The sequence below is a fragment of the Stenotrophomonas sp. STEN225 genome, assembly GCF_056756445.1.
On the sequence record NZ_JBRRBV010000012.1, the window covers coordinates 95,017 to 112,982 of the forward strand.

At 67.7% G+C, this 17,966-nt stretch carries 14 protein-coding genes; 8 read left to right on the forward strand and 6 right to left on the reverse strand.

From position 1 onward, the window contains the following. Nucleotides 1-179 precede the first annotated feature (179 nt). Together ACVOJ1_RS13235 and pbpC are read left to right on the forward strand one after the other, a co-directional pair. Complete coding sequence (locus tag ACVOJ1_RS13235; protein ID WP_346480526.1) at nucleotides 180-5,087, forward strand: alpha-2-macroglobulin family protein; 4,908 nt, start codon at nucleotides 180-182, stop codon at nucleotides 5,085-5,087. A 49-nt stretch (nucleotides 5,088-5,136) separates the two neighbouring features. Continuing rightward, nucleotides 5,137-7,518, forward strand: a complete 2,382-nt coding sequence (gene pbpC / locus ACVOJ1_RS13240) for a penicillin-binding protein 1C (RefSeq protein ID WP_346480527.1) — start codon at nucleotides 5,137-5,139, stop codon at nucleotides 7,516-7,518. Nucleotides 7,519-7,561: 43 nt separating this feature from the next. Here pbpC and ACVOJ1_RS13245 read toward each other — a convergent pair whose 3' ends face one another. Then, the gene (locus ACVOJ1_RS13245; protein ID WP_065182639.1) at nucleotides 7,562-8,137 is read right to left on the reverse strand and encodes a ferritin-like domain-containing protein; all 576 of its coding nucleotides are present in this window, start codon (nucleotides 8,135-8,137) and stop codon (nucleotides 7,562-7,564) included. A 29-nt stretch (nucleotides 8,138-8,166) separates the two neighbouring features. Further along, on the reverse strand, nucleotides 8,167-8,649 hold the full coding sequence (locus ACVOJ1_RS13250; protein WP_065182640.1) for a peroxiredoxin: 483 nt from the start codon (nucleotides 8,647-8,649) through the stop codon (nucleotides 8,167-8,169). A gap of 261 nt (nucleotides 8,650-8,910) precedes the next feature. Here ACVOJ1_RS13250 and ACVOJ1_RS13255 point away from each other — a divergent pair, with 261 nt between their 5' ends. Next, entirely contained in the window at nucleotides 8,911-9,795 is an 885-nt protein-coding gene (locus ACVOJ1_RS13255; protein ID WP_053518631.1) for a DnaJ C-terminal domain-containing protein, read from the forward strand. Nucleotides 9,796-9,913: 118 nt separating this feature from the next. Here the strand turns inward: ACVOJ1_RS13255 and pilH are convergent, their stop codons facing one another. Then, complete coding sequence (gene pilH, locus ACVOJ1_RS13260; protein ID WP_053518630.1) at nucleotides 9,914-10,285, reverse strand: twitching motility response regulator PilH; 372 nt, start codon at nucleotides 10,283-10,285, stop codon at nucleotides 9,914-9,916. An 88-nt stretch (nucleotides 10,286-10,373) separates the two neighbouring features. Further along, on the reverse strand, nucleotides 10,374-11,369 hold the full coding sequence (locus ACVOJ1_RS13265; RefSeq protein WP_346480528.1) for a YhdH/YhfP family quinone oxidoreductase: 996 nt from the start codon (nucleotides 11,367-11,369) through the stop codon (nucleotides 10,374-10,376). A 151-nt stretch (nucleotides 11,370-11,520) separates the two neighbouring features. On the opposite strand from ACVOJ1_RS13265, the gene hflK reads away from it, so the two are divergent. The 5 genes from hflK to ACVOJ1_RS13290 all read left to right on the forward strand — a co-directional run bounded on the left by hflK (nucleotide 11,521) and on the right by ACVOJ1_RS13290 (nucleotide 15,841). Beyond that, complete coding sequence (hflK, locus tag ACVOJ1_RS13270; protein WP_164151596.1) at nucleotides 11,521-12,654, forward strand: FtsH protease activity modulator HflK; 1,134 nt, start codon at nucleotides 11,521-11,523, stop codon at nucleotides 12,652-12,654. Then, nucleotides 12,651-13,514 (forward strand): protease modulator HflC, encoded by an 864-nt coding sequence (gene hflC, locus ACVOJ1_RS13275; RefSeq protein WP_053518623.1) that lies wholly within the window; start codon nucleotides 12,651-12,653, stop codon nucleotides 13,512-13,514. The genes hflK and hflC overlap by 4 nt, the downstream gene beginning before the upstream one ends. 65 nt (nucleotides 13,515-13,579) lie before the next feature. Then, nucleotides 13,580-13,765, forward strand: a complete 186-nt coding sequence (locus ACVOJ1_RS13280; RefSeq protein ID WP_053518621.1) for a DUF2065 domain-containing protein — start codon at nucleotides 13,580-13,582, stop codon at nucleotides 13,763-13,765. A 276-nt stretch (nucleotides 13,766-14,041) separates the two neighbouring features. Further along, nucleotides 14,042-15,334, forward strand: coding sequence for an adenylosuccinate synthase (locus tag ACVOJ1_RS13285; RefSeq protein WP_053518619.1), 1,293 nt, complete (start codon nucleotides 14,042-14,044; stop codon nucleotides 15,332-15,334). 150 nt (nucleotides 15,335-15,484) lie between these two features. After that, nucleotides 15,485-15,841 carry a hypothetical protein gene (locus tag ACVOJ1_RS13290; protein ID WP_340043882.1) on the forward strand — a complete coding sequence of 119 codons (357 nt, stop codon included), beginning with the start codon at nucleotides 15,485-15,487 and terminating at the stop codon, nucleotides 15,839-15,841. A 338-nt stretch (nucleotides 15,842-16,179) separates the two neighbouring features. On the opposite strand, the gene ACVOJ1_RS13295 is transcribed toward ACVOJ1_RS13290, so the two are convergent. Continuing rightward, nucleotides 16,180-16,821: a M23 family metallopeptidase gene (locus ACVOJ1_RS13295; protein WP_164151601.1), complete on the reverse strand. Its 642-nt coding sequence runs from the start codon at nucleotides 16,819-16,821 to the stop codon at nucleotides 16,180-16,182. Between the two features lie 4 nt (nucleotides 16,822-16,825). After that, a complete protein-coding gene (locus ACVOJ1_RS13300; protein ID WP_193396768.1) occupies nucleotides 16,826-17,785 on the reverse strand; it encodes a L,D-transpeptidase family protein in 960 nt (319 codons plus the stop codon). Between the last annotated feature and the right edge of the window lie 181 nt (nucleotides 17,786-17,966).

Genomic DNA, 17,966 nt, shown 5'->3' on the forward strand with positions numbered 1-17,966 from the left:
GGCGCGCCTTGGTAGGTGCAAACCTTGGTTGGCACGGGCCCAACGCCAACCAAGGTTGGCCGCTACCGGGACCGCCGGGCATGGCCCGGCGCTACCGTTCCGATGTATTCCTGCCGGATCCGCGCCAACACCTTGACGCGGCGCGCCTATAATGGCCGCCTCGATCAAGGAGTGACGACATGAGCGGTCCGGCACGGCGCAAGCGGTGGGGATGGGCGGCGGCGGTACTGGCAGGAGGCCTGTTGCTGGGTCTGGCCGGTTGCCGCAACGATAGCGGGCAGCTGCCCAAGGCCAGTGGCGAGGCCATTACCACCCAGGCCGAGCAGGTGAAGGATTTCACCCTGCTGCGCGCCTACCCGGACCAGAAGAATGACGGCCTGTCGCTGGCGCTGGAGTTCTCGCGCCCGCTGGTCGGCACGCAGGATTTCGACACGCTGGTGCGCTTCGAGGAGAAGGTCGGCACCGACGACAGCAGCTGGACCCTGTCCGATGACGGACTGACCCTGCGCTATCCGTTCGTCGAAGCCGGCAAGGAGTTCAGCCTGGTGGTATCGCCGGACCTGCTGGCCGCCGATGGCAGCCGGCTGGGCAAGGAGCTGAAACAGAAGGTGTTCAGTGGCGAATTGAAGCCGGTGGCCGGCTTCGCCTCGCAGGGCAGCGTGCTGCCGGCCAAGGACAGCCGCGGCCTGCCGGTTGTCTCCGTGAATGTTCCCGAGGTCGACGTCGAATTCCTGCGCGTGCGCGAGAAGGATCTGCCGACCTTCTTCAGCCAGTACCAGCGCGGCGGCCGTCGTGGCAGCTGGGAACTGAGCAGCGACTACGAGCGCAGCCCGATCAATGCGTTGGCCGAGCCGGTCTACGTCAACCGCTTCATCCTCGGCGGCAAGCAGAACGAGCGGGTGCTGACCTACCTGCCAACCCAGGACATCAAGGAGCTGCAGGAGCCGGGCCTGTACTTCGCACTGCTCAAGCGCACGGGCGATTACGAGGGCGAGTTCGACACCGCGTTCTTCTCGGTCAGCGACATCGGCCTGCACACGCGCGCCTACAAGGACAAGCTGTTCGTCCACACCGCCGGACTGAAGGACGGAGCACCGCTGAAGAACGTCGAGCTGCGCGTGCTCGACGGCAAAGGCGAGGTGGTGCTCAAGGGCAGTACCGATGGCAACGGCAATGCGCTGCTGAACTACACGCTCGACGCCACCCACGTGCTGGTGGCCAGCAGTGGTCGCGACACCAGCTTCCTGCCCTTCAACCAGCCGGCCTTGGACCTGAGCGAGTTTGCCGTTGCCGGTCGTGACAATGCCTGGTTCGATGTCTACGCATGGTCCGGCCGCGACCTCTATCGGCCGGGCGAGACCGTGCGCCTGTCCGCGCTGCTGCGCGACAATGATGGCAAGCCGGTCAAGTCGCAGCCGGTGTTCCTGCGCCTGAAGCAGCCCGACGGCAAGACCTTCCGCGAGACCCGCCTGCAGCCGGGCGAGCAGGGCTACATCGCCTTCGAGCAGGTCATCCCGGCCGAGGCGCCGACAGGACGCTGGCAGGTGGAGTTCCGTACCGATCCGGCCAGCAAGGAAGCGATCCAGGGCATGACCCTGCGCATCGAAGAGTTCCTGCCCGAACGGATGAAGCTGGACCTGGACAGCCCGCAGAAGACGCTCAAGCCGGGCGAAGATCTTCGTCTGCAGGCCGATGGCGCGTATCTGTACGGCGCGCCGGCTGACGGCAACCGCTTCACCGCGCGCCTGGCCGTGGCAGCCGAACAGCAGCCGGTCGAGGGATTGCCGGGCTACTTCTTCGGCGACCCGACCCTGCAGCTTCCGCGCGAGGCCAAGGACGTGATCGACACGACGCTGCCGGCCAACGGCCAGCTGCGCGAGGACGTGACGCTGCCGGAAGAAGCGGCCAAGGCCAAGGCGCCGATCGCGGTGGTGCTGTCCGGCAGCCTGTACGAGACCGGTGGGCGGACCGTGACCCGCACCCTGAAGCGGGTGATGTGGCCGGCCAATGCACTGGTCGGCGTGCGTCCGCTGTTCAACCCCGGCGATGGTGCCGACTCCAACAGCAACGCACGCTTCGAACTGGTGCGCGTGGACGCGGCCGGCCGGCCGCAGCCGGCCAAGGGCCTGAAGATCACCCTGGTGCGCGAGCTGCGTGACTATCACTGGACCTTCAACGACAACCGTTGGGACTACGATTTCACCCGTCGGTTCGAGAACAGGGAAACCCGCACGGTCGATGCCGGCAGCAGCGCGGTGGCGTTCGATGTCCCGGTCGAGTGGGGCGAGTACCGGGTGGACGTGTTCGATCCGGGCACCGGCCTGACCAGCCGCTATCCGTTCCGTGCCGGCTGGAGCTGGGGCGATGACAATCGCGGTCTCGATGCGCGTCCGGACAAGGTCAAGCTGGGCCTGGACAAGACCGGCTACAAGGCGGGCGATACGCTGCAGGTGACGGTGACGCCGCCGCATGCCGGCAAGGGCATCCTGATGGTCGAGACCGATCGCATGCTGTACGTGCAGGACATCGACGCCAAACCCGGTGCCACCTTCAACATCCCGGTCACCGCTGACTGGGAGCGCCACGATGTCTACATCACCGCGCTGGTGTTCCGGGGCGGCAGTGCGCCGAGCAAGATCACCCCGGCGCGCGCTGTCGGCGTGGTGCACGTACCGATGGACCGCAGGGGCCGCACCGTGGCCGTCGGCCTGGTGGCGCCGAAGCAGATGCGCCCGGAACAGGATCTGCCGGTGACGGTCAGCGCACCGCAGCTGGCCGGCAAGGCTGCGCACGTCACCGTGTCGGCGGTGGATGTGGGCATCCTCAACATCACCCGTTTCCCCGTGCCCGATGCCGGCGCGCACTTCTTCGCCCAGCGCCGCCTCGGCATCGATGCCTATGACATCTACAGCCGGGTGATCGAGAGCTTCGACGGCGGCGCCGGCAAGCTGAAGTTCGGCGGTGACATGGCGCTGCAGTCCCTGCCTCAGGCCAAGCGGCCGACCGCGCGCGTGCAGACCGTGGATCTGTTCTCCGGCCCGGTACAGCTTGATGCCAAGGGCAATGCCCGCATCCGCCTCAAGGTGCCGGACTTCAACGGCACGCTGCGCGTGTCGGCGCTGGTGTACAGCGATGACCAGTACGGCAAGCGCGACGTGGAAACGGTGGTGCGCGCACCGATCCTGGCCGAGGCCAGCATGCCGCGCGTGCTCGCCCCGGGCGACCGCAGCACCGTGACGCTGGACGTGCAGAACTTCACCGGCAAGCCCGGCCAGTTCAACGTGCGCGTGGACAGCGAGGGACCGCTGGCCCTGGGCGAGGGCAGCCGCAGCGTGCAGCTCAACGCCGATGCGAAGACCACGCTGAGCTTCCCGCTGTCGGCACGCGAAGGCCACAGCGTGGCCAAGGTGCGGGTGCGGGTGGAAGGCAATGGCTTCAAGGCCGACCGCCGCTACGACCTGCCGGTGCGTGCGGCATGGCCGCAGGTGCTGCGCTCGCAGGTACGCACGCTCGACCCGCTGGCGGCGGTCAGCCTCGACAGCGGTCTGGCCGATGGCCTGATGTCCGAGTCGGTCAATGCGCGCCTGCTGGTCAGCCCGCTGCCCCCGATTCCGTTTGCCAGTGCTCTGCAGGGCGCGCTGAATTACCCGTATGGCTGCGCCGAGCAGACCACCAGCAAGGGCTACGCTGCGCTGATCCTGGATCAGGCCACGTCGTCGATGCTCGGCGCAGACGGCCTGGATGCCAAGACCCGCCGCGAACGCATGGAGGGCGCGTTCGGCCGCCTGGCGTCGATGCAGGTGGCCAACGGCAACTTCTCGATGTGGGGCGACGATGGTTATGTGAACCCGTGGCTGACCCCGTACATCGCCGAGTTCCTGCTTGATGCCCGGGATGCCGGCTTCGCCGTACCGGACAACGTGCTGCAGAAGGCACTGAACCGTCTCAGCGAGGATCTGCTGTCCGGCGGCAACCCGTTCTACGGGCAGGACGAGCGCGAGAAACTGAAGTTCGCCAACCAGGCGTATTCCGGCTACGTGCTGGCCCGGGTCAACCGTGCGCCGCTGGGTACGCTGCGTACGCTGTACGACAACGAGCGCAGCAAGGCGGTTGGCGGCCTGTCGCTGGTCCACCTGGGCGTGGCGCTGTCGCTGCAGGGCGACGCCAAGCGTGGCCAGGCCGCGTTGGAAGCTGCCTTCGCCAAGTCCAGCAGCGAGCGGCCGTCGTACTTCGGCGACTACGGCAGCGCGATCCGTGATGATGCGCTGATGATCGCGCTGACCCACGAGAACAAGCTGGCGAAGTCGGCATGGGATGCGCGTGCGGTTGATCTCGGCCGCGCCCTGGATGCGCGCCGCAACGCCGGCTGGATGTGGCTGAGCACGCAGGAGCAGGTCGCCATCGCCCGCCTCGGCAAGGCGCTGGCGGCCAACCAGAAGGCGCTGGTGGCCGGCGAGCTGGTCATCGGTGGCAACAGTGAATCGATCAGCGAGCGCAAGCTGTTCGGCCGCACCTTCAGCGCCAGCGAACTGGCCAGCGGAGTGCGCTTCACTCCGCAGGGCCAGCCGCCGATGTTCGCCAGCATCGATGTGGCGGGCATCCCGCGCAGTGCGCCCGCGCCGGACAACAGTGTGATCGGTGTCGAGCGCAGCTACTTCGGTACCGACGGCAAGCCGTGGTCGCCGCGCCCGCTGAAGGAAGGCGAAGCGCTGATCGTGCGGGTCACCGTCAGTGCCGACACCACCATGCCGGATGCGCTGCTGACCGATCTGCTGCCGGCCGGCCTGGAGATCGAGAACTTCAACCTGGGCGATGCGAAGCAGTGGGCGGACGTGGTCGTCGATGGCATCAGCATCAGCGACCGCGGTGACGCGGCCGATACCAAGCATGAGGAGTTCCGCGACGACCGCTACGTGGCAGCGCTCAAGCTCTCGCGCGGCGGAAAGGCCAATGTGTTCTACCTGGTGCGTGCGGTGACCCCGGGCACCTACTCGGTGCCTCCGCCGCTGGTGGAAGACATGTACCGGCCGCAGCTGCGTGGCGTCGGCCGCAGCAACCCGACCACGATCACGGTGGTGCAGCCGTGACCGCGCGGACGGGCCGCGACGGCGCGGCCCGTCCTGCTGGCAACCTGCAATGAAGAACGCGATGACGACCCGGCAGGCGGACCTGCGCCGCCGGCTGCGGCCGCTGTGGCCGTGGCTGCGCTGGGGAACGGCGGGTCTGCTGACGCTGCTGCTGGTACTGGACGTCGTTTTCCCGCCGCCACTGCCGAAGCAGCGCGACACCAGCACCCTGGTGGTGGCTGCCGATGGCACGCCACTGCGTGCGTTCGCCGATGCCGAGGGCGTGTGGCGCTATCCGGCCTCGATCGACAGCGTCTCGCCGTTGTACCTGCAGGCGTTGTTGACCTACGAGGACCGCTGGTTCTGGCGCCATCCGGGCATCAACCCGCTGGCGATCCTGCGTGCCAGCGGCCAGCTGCTGCGCGGCGGCCGCATCGTTTCCGGTGGCTCGACCCTGACCATGCAGGTGGCACGCATCCTCGACCCGCATTCGCGTACCCCGTGGGGCAAGCTCAAGCAGGTGCTGCGGGCCCTGCAGCTGGAAGTGCATCTTTCCAAGCGGGAGATCCTGGCCCTGTATCTGGAGCGTGCGCCCTACGGCGGCACCATCGAGGGCGTGGAGGCTGCCAGCTGGGCCTACCTGGGCAAGCCGGCCGCGCAGCTGTCACATGCCGAGGCCGCGTTGCTGGCGGTGCTGCCACAGGCACCCAGCCGCCTGCGCCCGGACCGCCATCCGGAAGCAGCGCAGAAGGCACGTGACAAGGTGCTGGCACGCATGGCCGAACGGGGGGCGTGGACACCGGATGAGGTGGAGGATGCACGCATCGAGAACGTGGTGGCGCGGTCGCTGCGACCGCCGCTGCATGCGGCATTGCTGGCGCAGCGGCTGCATGCGGCACACCCCGGCCAGGCGCGCATCCGGAGCAGCATCGACATCGGCCTGCAGCGTACACTGGAAGAGCGTGTGGCCAGCTATTTCTCGAGCCTGCCGGAGCGGACGTCGGCGGCACTGCTGGTGGTCGACAACCAGACCCTGCAGGCGCGCGCCTACGTGGGAACGCTGTCCTTCGGCGACCGCCAGCGCCTGGGCCACGTCGACATGGTGCAGGCCTGGCGCTCGCCGGGTTCGACCCTCAAGCCGTTCCTGTACGCGATGGCGCTGGATGACGGCCTGATCCACTCGGAGAGCCTGCTGGTGGACGCGCCGCAGAGCTTCGGCAGCTACCGTCCGGGCAACTTCGACATGGCGTTCAATGGCCCGATCGGCGCCTCCAGTGCGTTGCGTCTGTCGCTCAACGTACCCTCGGTGGACCTGCTGCAGCGGGTCGGCGCCGCGCGCTTTGCCGCGCGCCTGTCACACGCCGGCATCCAGCTGCGTTTTCCCGCGGGCAGCCCCCCCAATCTCTCGCTGATACTCGGTGGCACCGGCGCGAGGCTGGAAGATCTGGTCGGGGCATTCGCCGCACTGAACCGCAACGGTATCGCCGGCCGCGTGCGCTACACCGATGACGAGCCGATGATCGAGCGGCGGTTGGCCTCGCCGGGGGCGAGCTGGATCGTACGCGAGATGCTGGAGTCGAACCCGCGTCCGGGGTACGGCGTGGGCACCTTCGATGTGGGAGGGCGCCCCCGCGTTGCCTGGAAGACCGGGACCAGTTACGGCTACCGCGATGCCTGGGCCATCGGCAGCACGCGGCATTACACCGTGGGCGTATGGGTGGGGCGGCCCGACGGCACGCCCCTGCCGGGCCAGTACGGCGCGGTCACCGCACTGCCGCTGATGTTCGAGGTGGTCGACAGTCTGCCGCGCCAGCGTGGCGATTCGGCGGCGGTACCGATGCCGGCCAGCGTCAGCCAGGGCGACATCTGCTGGCCGACCGGTGAACGCGCCGAAGGATTGCCGCCGGCCGTGTGCCAGCGGCGGATGCCGGCGTACCTGCTCGACGGCGCCGTGCCGCTCACGTTCCCCGAGCGCGAAGCCCGGCGTTGGCAACCGGGCCGTCAGCGCTACCTGGCAGATGCACGCACCGGTCTACGCGTCTCGGCCGATTGTCGTCTGCCTCATGAGGAGGTGGCGCGCGAAATCGCCCGTTGGCCGGCGCTGCTGTCGCCGTGGCTGCCGAAGGCGACCCGGGAGCTGTCGCAGCTGCCGGCGCTGTCACCGGACTGCCGCGACGATGGCCGTGAGGCCAGCGTGGCGCTGCACGTGGACGGTCTGAATGACGGGGCCACGCTGGCGCGCGCGCCCAATGCCGAACACGGCGTGCGCCTGCAGCTGCGCGCGCTGGGCAGCGAGCAGGCAGTGGACTGGCTGCTGGATGGCCGCTGGATCGCACAGACCCGGGGATCTCAGCTGATGCAGCGCGAGTTCGCCGAACCGGGTAGCCATACGCTGACCGCGCTGGCTGCCGATGGCGCGTGGACGCAGGTGCGTTTCAACGTCCTCCGGTAGGTGCCGGCCCACCGCCGGCACGCGATATCCGATACGCGCAGCGCTATTCCCCGATCCACCCGTCCAGCAGGTCGGCGAACTCATCGGCGTGCTCTTCTTCCTGCGCCAGGATCTCCTCGAGGATGCGCTTGGTGGTCGTGTCGCGATCACCGATGAAGTCGATCATCTCGCGGTAGCTGTCGATGGCGATGCGTTCGGCGACCAGATTCTCGCGGACCATGTCGCGCAGGTCGCTGCCCTCCTTGTACTCGGCATGCGAACGCGCGCTCAGCGTGTCCGGATTGAGGTCCGGCTCGCCGCCGAGCTGGACGATGCGTTCGGCCAGCTTGCCAGCATGCGCCTGTTCCTGCTGCGCATGCTCAAGGAACTCGGCCTTGACCGCATCGGCCAGCATCCCCTTGGCGGTGAAGTAATGCCGGTAGTAGCGCAGCACACAGACATACTCGGTGGCGAGGGCGTCGTTGAGCAGCTTGATCACGGCCTTGCGGTCGGCACTGTAGCTTTCGGTGATCGCGCCATCTTCAAGATTGCGCCGCGCGCGTTCGCGCAGGACCTTGCGGTCGCTGATGCCGGGAAGCGGGTGGGCAGACGTGTTGGCGTTGGCTGGCGTATTGGACATGGCTGGCCGTTTCCTCTTGCGGTGGAAGATCAGGTGGGCAGGTGCTCCAGCACGTACTCGGCCGAGGACACTTCGAACTGCCCGGGCTGCTCGATCCAGGCCGCGCGGACGACGCCGTCGTCCACGTACAGGGCAAACCGGCGCGAGCGGATGCCCATGCCCGAAGCACTGGCATCCAGTTCCAGGCCCAGCGCGCGGGTCAGTTCGGCATTGCCGTCGGACAGCATCAGCAGGCCCTCGGGTACGTGCTGGTCAGCGGCCCAGGCCTTCATCACGAACGGATCGTTGACCGCCATGCAGTAGACCTCGATGCCGCGCTGGCGGAACGCCTCGAACTTCTCGACGAAGCCGGGCAGGTGGCGGGCGGAGCAAGTGGGGGTGAAGGCGCCGGGCACGGCGAACAGCACCACTTTGCGGGCGTCGAACAGCGAGTGCGTATCGAGCGTCTCGATGCCCTCGCGGATGCGCTTGAGGGTCACTTCCGGAATGCGGTCGCCGACATGGATGGTCATGATGGACTCCTTGCTGGGGCAGGCTAGTGGGCGGGATGGGACAGGGGCGTCAAGACATTGGAAACCCCGCGTGCAGGCCCCATCTTCAGGGGGCACGCGCCAGGGTTCCAGCCACAGCGTGGCGCAGGCCGATGGCAGGCGCATTGCGCAGGATCAGTCGGCCTCACCGGGGCCGCACGAGGGGCGGCGTAGCATCGCCGGCGCGTAGAATGAACCCGGGGCGGCGCCACCGGCGCGGCCGAAGCGAATCGAGGTAGCTGGATGGAATTCAAGGATTATTACGCCACCCTGGGGGTGGAACCGAGTGCGGGTGATGCGGAGATCAAGACCGCATACCGCCGGCTGGCACGCAAGTACCACCCGGACGTCAGCAAGGAGGCCGGGGCCGAAGACAGGTTCAAGGCGGTCAATGAAGCCTATGAGGCGCTGCGCGACCCGGAAAAGCGCGCGGCCTATGACCAGCTGCGCGCGCAGGGCTACCGGCCGGGCGAGGAATTCAATGTGCCGCCGAACTACGGTGGCGGTGGCTTCAATTTCGAGGAAGTGTTCGGCGGTGGTGGCCCTAATGGCGGCTTCAGCGACTTCTTCGAGAGCCTGTTCGCCCGCCAGCGCGGTGGCCAGGGACCGGGCCCGGGATTCAGCAGCCAGGGGCATGCACCCAACCGCGATACCCGCGCCAAGCTGTCGGTGCCGCTGGAGGCTGCCTACAACGGCGACAGCCTGCGCATCACCGTCAACGGCAGGCAGCTGGATGTGCGCGTGCCCAAGGGCATCCGTCCCGGCCAGGTGATCCGTCTGGCGGGGCAGGGCAACCACGGTGGCAACCTGCTGCTGGAGGTGGAGTACGCCGCACACCCGCAGTTCGAGGTCGATGGCCGCAACATCCTGTATTCGCTGCAGGTCACGCCCTGGCAGGCAGCGCTGGGCACCAGCATCAGCGTGCCCACGCTGGGCGGCGCGGTGGAGCTGAAGATTCCGGCCGATTCCGAAGCCGGTCGCAAGCTTCGCCTGCGCGGCCGCGGCCTGCCGGGCAATCCCGACGGCGATCAGATCGTCGAGCTGGAGATCATTGCCCCGGCCGCCACCGACGAAGCGCAGAAGAAGGCATACCGCAACCTGGCCAAAGCCTTCGGCGAATCAATCTGACGTCCTGTGCAGCGCCCTCGGTGAATCAACCCAGGGGTAGCGCCGGGCCATGCCCGGCGGCTCCTGACCCGCTGCGCTCGCCGGGCATGGCCCGGGGCTACCCGCGCATGCTGCGGCTTCAGCCCTGCCCGGCGAACACCCGCTCCAGCACCTCGGACAGCTCATCTTCCGAGAACGGTTTGGTGATGTAGGCCTTGGCGCCCTGGCGCATGCCCCACATACGGTCGGTGTCCTGGTCCTTGGTGGTCACCAGGATCACCGGGATGTGCCGGGTCGCCTCGTCGCGGGCGAGGGTGCGGGTCGCCTGGAAACCGTTGAGGTTGGGCATGACCACGTCCATCAGCACCAGATCGGGCAGCTCGGCACGGGCGGCCTCCACCCCGGCGGCACCATCGGTGGCGGTCAGGATCTGGTGCCCGAGCTTCTCGACGATGCGCTGTATCCCCAACAGCTGCGACGGTGAGTCGTCGACGATCAGAATGCGTGCCATGTTGTTCCCCAGGTAATGCCCGCAGTGTAGTGCGGGCGGATTACCGGCGGGAGGGCGGCGCCTGCCGTCCGTCGCCTGCCTGCAACGTTCAGTCGATCCGTACCACCGTGCGTCCCAGCGAGCCGCCGGCCAGCATGCGCTCGAACACCTCCGGCAGCGCCTCCAGGCCGACTTCCGCCGTACAGATCTGCTGCAGATGCTGCGGCTTCCAGTCGTCGCCCAACCGCGCCCAAACGGTTTCGCGCAGGGCGCGTGGCGCGTTGGCCGAAGAAACGCCCAACAGCGATACGCCACGCAGGATGAAGGGCATCACCGTCATGTCCAGCTTCGGGCTGGCGGCGAGGCCCGCGCTGACCACGCTGCCGTAGGGCACGGTCTGCGCCAGCAGGCTGGCCAGCATGTCGCCGCCGGCATTGTCCAGGCCCCCGCCGAAGCGCCCGGTCTGCAACGGGCCGGTATCGGCCAACGCCTCGCGTGGCAGAACCTCGCTGGCGCCGATGTCGCGCAGGAAGCGGGCCTGCTCCGGCTTGCCGCTGACGGCGTGCACGGTATAGCCGGCGCGGCTGAAGATCGACAGCGCCAGGGCACCCACGCCACCGCTGGCGCCGGTCACCGCCAGCGGGCCCAGATCCGGGGTCTGCCGATTGTCCTGCAGGCGCAGCAGCGCCAACGCGGCGGTGAAACCGGCCGTGCCCAGCACCATCGCCTCGCGCGGGCTGAGCCCGGGCGGCTGCGCGATCACCGCACTCGACTCCAGCCGCACGTACTGGCTGTAGCCGCCGTCGCGGGTTTCGCTCAGGCCGCAGCCGGTGGCCAGCACGGCGTCGCCCTCGCGCCAGGCGGGGTCGGTGGAGGCCACGACCGTGCCGGCCACATCGATGCCGCCCACCAGCGGGAAGCGGCGCAGGATCCGGCCCTTGCCGGTGCCGGCCAGGGCGTCCTTGTAATTGACCGAGGACCACCGGGCGCGGATCAGCACCTGCCCGGGGTTGAGGTCGTGGACCCCCAGCCGGGTCAGTCCGCTGCGGTAGCCGGCGTCGTCGCTTTCGATGCGGAAGGCGGTGAACGGGGTGGTGGGGACCATCGGCGTGCCTGACTTCGAGGAAAACGCCACCTTACCCCGTTCGCCCCCTTTCGATCCTGCCGATCCGCCCCATCTTGTATGATCGGTGATGGTTCACGGCTGGCGCCGCGGGAAGGGCCCGCGCCGCAGCCCATATCTTGATGGAGCGTGCATGGCCTGGAATACACCCGGCGGCAACAAGGGCGGACAAGGCCCCGAGGACAATCGACGCGGGCCGTTCGGGTCGCGCGGCGGTGGCAATGGTGGTGGCTGGGGCGGGCTGCCCGGGCCGTTGAAGGATCTGTTCGATGGCGGCATCGTCCGCTGGGTGGTGGCAGCCCTGGTGCTGCTGGTGCTGTTCTCCAGCTTCCAGCTGATCGGCGAGCAGCAGCGTGGCGTGGTGCTGCGCTTCGGCCAGTTCTCGCGCATCCTGCAGCCCGGACCGAACTTCAAGCTGCCGTGGCCGATCGAGTCGGTCACCAAGGTCAACGCGACCGAGATCAAGACCTTCTCGATCCAGGTCCCGGTGCTGACCCGCGACGAGAACATCGTCAACGTGTCGTTGAACGTCCAGTACCGCATCGATGATCCGCAGCAGTACCTGTTCGGCACGGTCGATGCCAACCAGGTGCTGGAACAGTCGGCCCAGAGTGCCGTGCGCGAGGAAGTCGGCCGTGCCGATCTCAACGCCGTGCTGAACAACCGTGGCCCGCTGGCCGTGGCTGCCGAGGAGCGCCTGCAGGCGCTGCTGCGCGCGTTCAAGACCGGCCTGACCGTGACCGGCCTGACCCTGCAGGACGCCCGTCCGCCGGAGGAAGTGAAGCCGGCCTTCGACGAGGTCAACGGTGCGCAGCAGGTCAAGGAACGCCTGATCAACGAAGCCCAGGCCTACGCCGCCAAGGTCGTGCCGGAAGCACGAGGCCAGGCCTCGCGCGCCCGTACCACCGCCGAAGGCTACAAGCAGGCCGTGGTGTCCAAGGCCGAGGGTGATGCACAGCGCTTCAGCCTGCTGCAGGCCCAGTACAAGGATGCGCCGGACGTGACCCGCAAGCGCCTGTGGCTGGAAACGGTGCAGCAGGTGCTGAGCGAGAACCGCAAGGTGATCGGTGGCGATGGCCGCCAGCTGATCTACGTGCCGATGACCGGCGATACCCGTCCTGCGACGTCGGCCGCCGGCGTGCCGAATCCGGACGTGGTGATGCCTTCGTTGCCGGGTACCACGGCGGCGGAACCTTCCCGTGACCCGGGCCGGCCCACGGGCCGCCCGACCGGGCGACCGAGCGGCCGTGAGGAGGGCAGCCGATGAAGAGTCCAATCTGGATCGCCGTGATCGTGGCGGTGGTGCTGGGCCTGCTGGGCTCGGTGTACGTGGTCCGCGAGGACCAGACCGCCATGGTCCTGAACCTGGGCAAGGTAGTGCGCTCGGACATCAAGCCGGGCCTGCACTTCAAGCTGCCGATCGTGGAAACGGTGAAGGTCTTCGACCGCCGCTTCCAGGTGCTTGATACCGCCCCTGCGCGTTACTTCACCGCCGAGCAGAAGGACGTCAGCGTCGACTTCTTCGCGATCGGCTACATCTCCAACGTGGGTGACTACTTCCGTGCCACCGGCGGCGATCCGCGCATCGCCAATGCCCGCCTGGCACCGATCATCACCGACTCGCTGCGCAACCAGATCAACTCGCGCACCCTGCAGCAGCTGGTGTCCGGCGACCGCAGCGAGCTGATCGCCGAGCAGCTGAAGGGCATCAACGAGGCGGTGGCGGGGCTGGGCATGCAGATGATCGATCTGCGCATCAAGCAGGTCGATCTGCCGACCGACAGCCAGGTCATCAACGACGTGTATGAGCGCATGCGCGCCCAGCGCAAGCAGGAGGCCGCCAAGCTGCGCGCCGAAGGTGAGGAACAGTCGCTGACGATCCGCGCCCAGGCCGACCGCGACAGCACCGTGTTGATCGCCGAAGCCGAGCGTGATGCCCAGCGCCTGCGCGGTGAAGGTGATGCCGATGCCGCGCGCATCTATGGCAAGGCCGGTTCTGCCGATCCGGCGTTCTACGCCTTCTACCGCAGCCTGGAGGCCTACCGTGGCTCCATGACCGATGGCAACGGCGTGATCGTGCTCGACAAGAACGACCCGTTCCTGCAGTACCTCAAGAGCGATCGCTGAGGTCGCACGCACTACCCACGGGGCCCGGCCAGATGCCGGGCCCCGTGCCATTTCTGGAGTTCCCGATGAAAGACCTGTTCGCGGCCGTGTGCCTGGTCGCGGTGCTGGAAGGCCTGTTCCTGTTCGCGGCCCCGCTGGCCTGGAAGCGCATGGCCGAGCGCCTGCTGGACCTGCCTGGACCGGCCCTGCGCAGCTTTGGCGGCCTGATCCTGCTGGCCGGCCTGAGCCTGCTATGGTGGGCACGGCATTAGCAGCGGGTCATATTCCTTTCCGCAGGAAAGGGATCTGACCCCGTTTCGGGCCCCTGACCGCTGGGTGAAGCCGTCCGTCGGAAAGGTGGCACCCGACCCCGGAAACCCGGATAATGCACAAAAGCCGGACGGGCCTCCCCCGTTCGGCTTTTTCCGTGTCTGGGCCATCCATCGCCGGCCGCTCCCCGTTTGGAGCCGCCATGACCGCGCTGGCCACCCCCGCCACGGTTTACCCGTCCGCGGCCCCGATGGCCGCAACAAATCGAGGAGCCCGTCATGGGTCAGTCTGTCGTAGTGTTGGGTGCCCAGTGGGGCGATGAAGGCAAGGGCAAGATCGTTGATCTGCTCACTGAGGAAATCGGCGCGGTCGTGCGCTTCCAGGGCGGCCACAATGCCGGCCACACGCTGGTCATCAACGGCAAGAAGACCGTCCTGCACCTGATCCCGTCCGGCATCCTGCGCGACGACGCACTGTGCCTGATCGGCAACGGCGTGGTGATCTCGCCGGCCGCGCTGCAGAAGGAAATCGCCGAGCTGGAAACCTCCGGCGTGGAAGTGCGTTCGCGCCTGAAGATCTCCCCGGCCGCGCCGCTGATCATGCCGTACCACATCGCCCTGGACCAGGCGCGCGAACGCGCTGCCGGCGGCAAGGCGATCGGCACCACCGGGCGTGGCATCGGCCCGGCCTACGAAGACAAGGTGGCACGTCGCGGCATCCGCATCGCCGACCTGCATTACCCCAAGCAGCTGGAAGAACTCCTGCGCACCGCGCTGGATTACCACAACTTCGTGCTGACCAAGTACCTCAACACCGACGCGATCGACTTCCAGAAGACCTACGACGAGGCACTGGCCTTCGGCGAGTACGTCGAGCCGATGAAGTCCGACGTCGCCGGCATCCTGCACGACCTGCGCAAGCAGGGTAAGCGCGTGCTGTTCGAAGGCGCGCAGGGCGCGCTGCTGGACATCGACCACGGCACCTATCCGTACGTCACCAGCTCCAACACCACCGTCGGCGGCGCACTGGCCGGCGCCGGCGTGGGTGCCGATGCGATCGACTACGTGCTGGGCATCGCCAAGGCCTACGCCACCCGCGTCGGCGGCGGTCCGTTCCCGACCGAACTGGATGATGAGATCGGCCAGGGCATCCGCGACCGCGGTGCCGAGTACGGCGCCTCGACCGGCCGCCCGCGTCGCTGCGGCTGGATGGACATCGTCGCGCTCAAGCGCGCCGTGGCCATCAACGGCATCAGCGGCCTGTGCATCACCAAGCTGGACGTGCTGGACGGCATGGAGAAGCTGAAGGTCTGCATCGCCTACGAATACCGCGGCAAGCGTACCGAGTACGCACCGCTGGACGCGCAGGGCTGGGAAGAGTGCACCCCGGTGTACCTGGAGTTCCCGGGCTGGAGCGAGAACACTCACGGCATCACCCAGTGGGATGACCTGCCGCCGGCCGCGCGCGCCTACCTGCGTTCGCTGGAGGAGCTGGCGGGCTGCCCGATCAGCATCGTCTCGACCGGCCCCGATCGCGACCACACCATGGTCCTGCAGGATCCGTTCGCCTGAGGTAGCGCCGGGCCATGTCCGGCGTGGTGGTAACGCTGTTCAATTGAAAAAAGAGCGCCGCGACTCCCTGTGGGGTCGCGGCGCTTCAGTTTGGGCCGGTTTCATCTGTCGGCGGTGGCGCTGTCAAGTACAGCCACGGAAGCCGACACCATGACCGCTCGCAAGACCCCGCCGTTCCATGTTGTTGAGCCCATCAACGACGACGCCAATCCCGCCGACGATCTCAGCACGTTCCAGGGCTGCCTCACCCGCATCCGTGATGGCGAGGGCTCCGATGGCATGTTGTGGCCGGAGGAGAACCTGTCCGACGGACGACGTCAGTCCTTGGCGCGGATCGACCGTGCGGCCGTGGGCATCCTCACCGCGGTGGAGATGCTGCATGCGGCCAACCGTTGCGCCACCATGGCGACGCCGCGCAGGCACCTGGACGAAGGTGGGGTGGAAGGGCTGTTCTTCGCCTGCCGCGAACTTGCCGAGCTGGTCTGCAGAGAAGTCAGGCCGGCCTGACCCCCTTCCGCATGTGCGATGCCTGGCCTCGCCATCTGGCGAGGTATCGGGTGGGTTCACGCGCTTCAGACTGACTTCCGCGCTGGCGCGCGTTCGGGCGTGCCGGGCTCCGGCTGACCGTGCTGGAGGTCTGTGGCCGTTCTTCTTCTGGCAGCCCCTGGCACTGCTGTTACTGCTTGCTGGTGGCGGGCTGGCGACCGCCAGCATCGCGCTGCGGCGGTGGCGACGCCGGTAGCACCGGGCCATGCCCGGCGGGGTACTTGTCAGATACCCAATACGGCTAGGATCGTGCCCAAATCGGGCATCACTGCGACTGGCTCTCCCACGCGGCACACGCGCTACCCTCCCGCCTGCAACAGCGGGTACGGATTGATCGATTCCCCCTTCCACCACTGCTTCTCCGGCCCCAGCACGTGCACTTCGAAATGCAGGTGCGGGGCCTCGGCGCTGGCGTTGCCGGTGCTGCCTACGTAGCCAATCACCTCGCCACGCTTGATCACCTGCTTTTCGGCCAGGCCATCGGCATAGCGTTGCAGGTGGGCGTAGTAGTAGCACCAGTGCCCGCTCGGCTCGAACTGGTAGATCGTCAGCCCCCCACGCTTGCTGTCGAACAGCTTTTCCACCGTCCCATCGGCCACTGCCAGCACCGGAGTTCCTGCGTCGGCCATGATGTCGATTGCATCATGCACGCGCCCTTCGCTGCGGGCATCGGTGAAGGTATCGCGCAGCTGCGAAGGCAGTACGCCCTGCACCGGCAGCAGCAGGCCGCTTGGCGCATCGGTGGCGCTGGACGGCGGCACCGCCGTGGGGGCCGCAGCGCCCACACGCGGCGTCGCAGCCGCAACCTCCGGCGCCGCAGCCACCGCAGGTGGTGCTGCAGGCCGGGCAACCGCTACTGGCTCACCCGCATCGCGGCGCAGCCACCAGCCCATTCCCACACCCACCAGCACGCCCAGCACGATCAACTGCGAAAGTCGCATCGGCTCACTCCTGCATCACCACGGGGACGGAGGTATCCACCGCATCGGCCACGCGCAGTGCATCCCAGTTGGTCATGCGCACGCAGCCATGCGATTCGGTCTTGCCGACATGCCCGGGTACCGGCGTTCCGTGCAGGCCATAGTGGGGTTTGGACAGATCGATCCAGACCCGGCCGACCGGATTGTTCGGACCGGGCGGCAGCGTGGCCTTCTTCTCGCCTTTGCGCGCATCCCAGAACAGCTTGGGGTTGTAGTGGAACGGCGGGTCGCGATGGACGCCGAGAATCTTCCATTCACCGATCGGCAGCGGATCGTGCTGGCTGCCGGACGAAACCGGCACCTGTGCGATCACCTTGCCCTGCGCATCCAGCAACTGAAGAGTGGAATCGGACTTGTCGACCACGATCTTCGCCGCCTTCGGCAATGTCGCGGGGGCGATGTTGGGCACCTGGATGCGGCTGCCGGCCTTGGCCAGATCGACGCCGGGGTTGAGCAACTTCAGAAGGGCAGGGGACGCGTGGAAGCGTTCACCGAGCGCTTCCTCGACGCTGCTGTAACCCAGCGACTTCAGCTTTGCCTGTGCGGCGGGTTTCTTGGGAATGGACTGGAACGGACCGGCAACATCCTCGGCCGTCAGCGTGTAGCTGGCCAGCGGCGCGATCGTCTCGGCCTGGAGAGCCTCCCAGGTGCTGTCGTCCAGCTCTCCGCTCACCGTCAGGCCGTGTGCCGCCTGGAAGCCGGCCACGGCCCGATGCTGGTTGCTGCCGACTTCACCGTCGATCTCGCCCGGGGAGAAATTGGCGCGATCCAGCAACACTTGGGCGTGCAGCGGCGAGCGGGCTGCTGTATCGGGTCCGGCCTTCTCGGCAATGGGCTCCGGCAGCTGGGCCGGCGGCGGTACCTGCGCGAAGGCGGGCGACACCAGCAAGGACAGGGCGAGCAGGGCGGGGCGGTACACGGGCATGGAGATCTCCGGCAGATGGCAGCTCCACCCTGCCCGCAGAGGCTGCGCAGCCTCCGTGAAAGCAACCTGATGCCGGCATGAGCAGGGCAGCCCCGGCGTGGCTCAGGCCCTTGTCGCAGAAGTACGGGGCGGGGCCTCACCAAGGTGAACGGCTGCCGACGCCCGTGCTTGTTGCCGATCA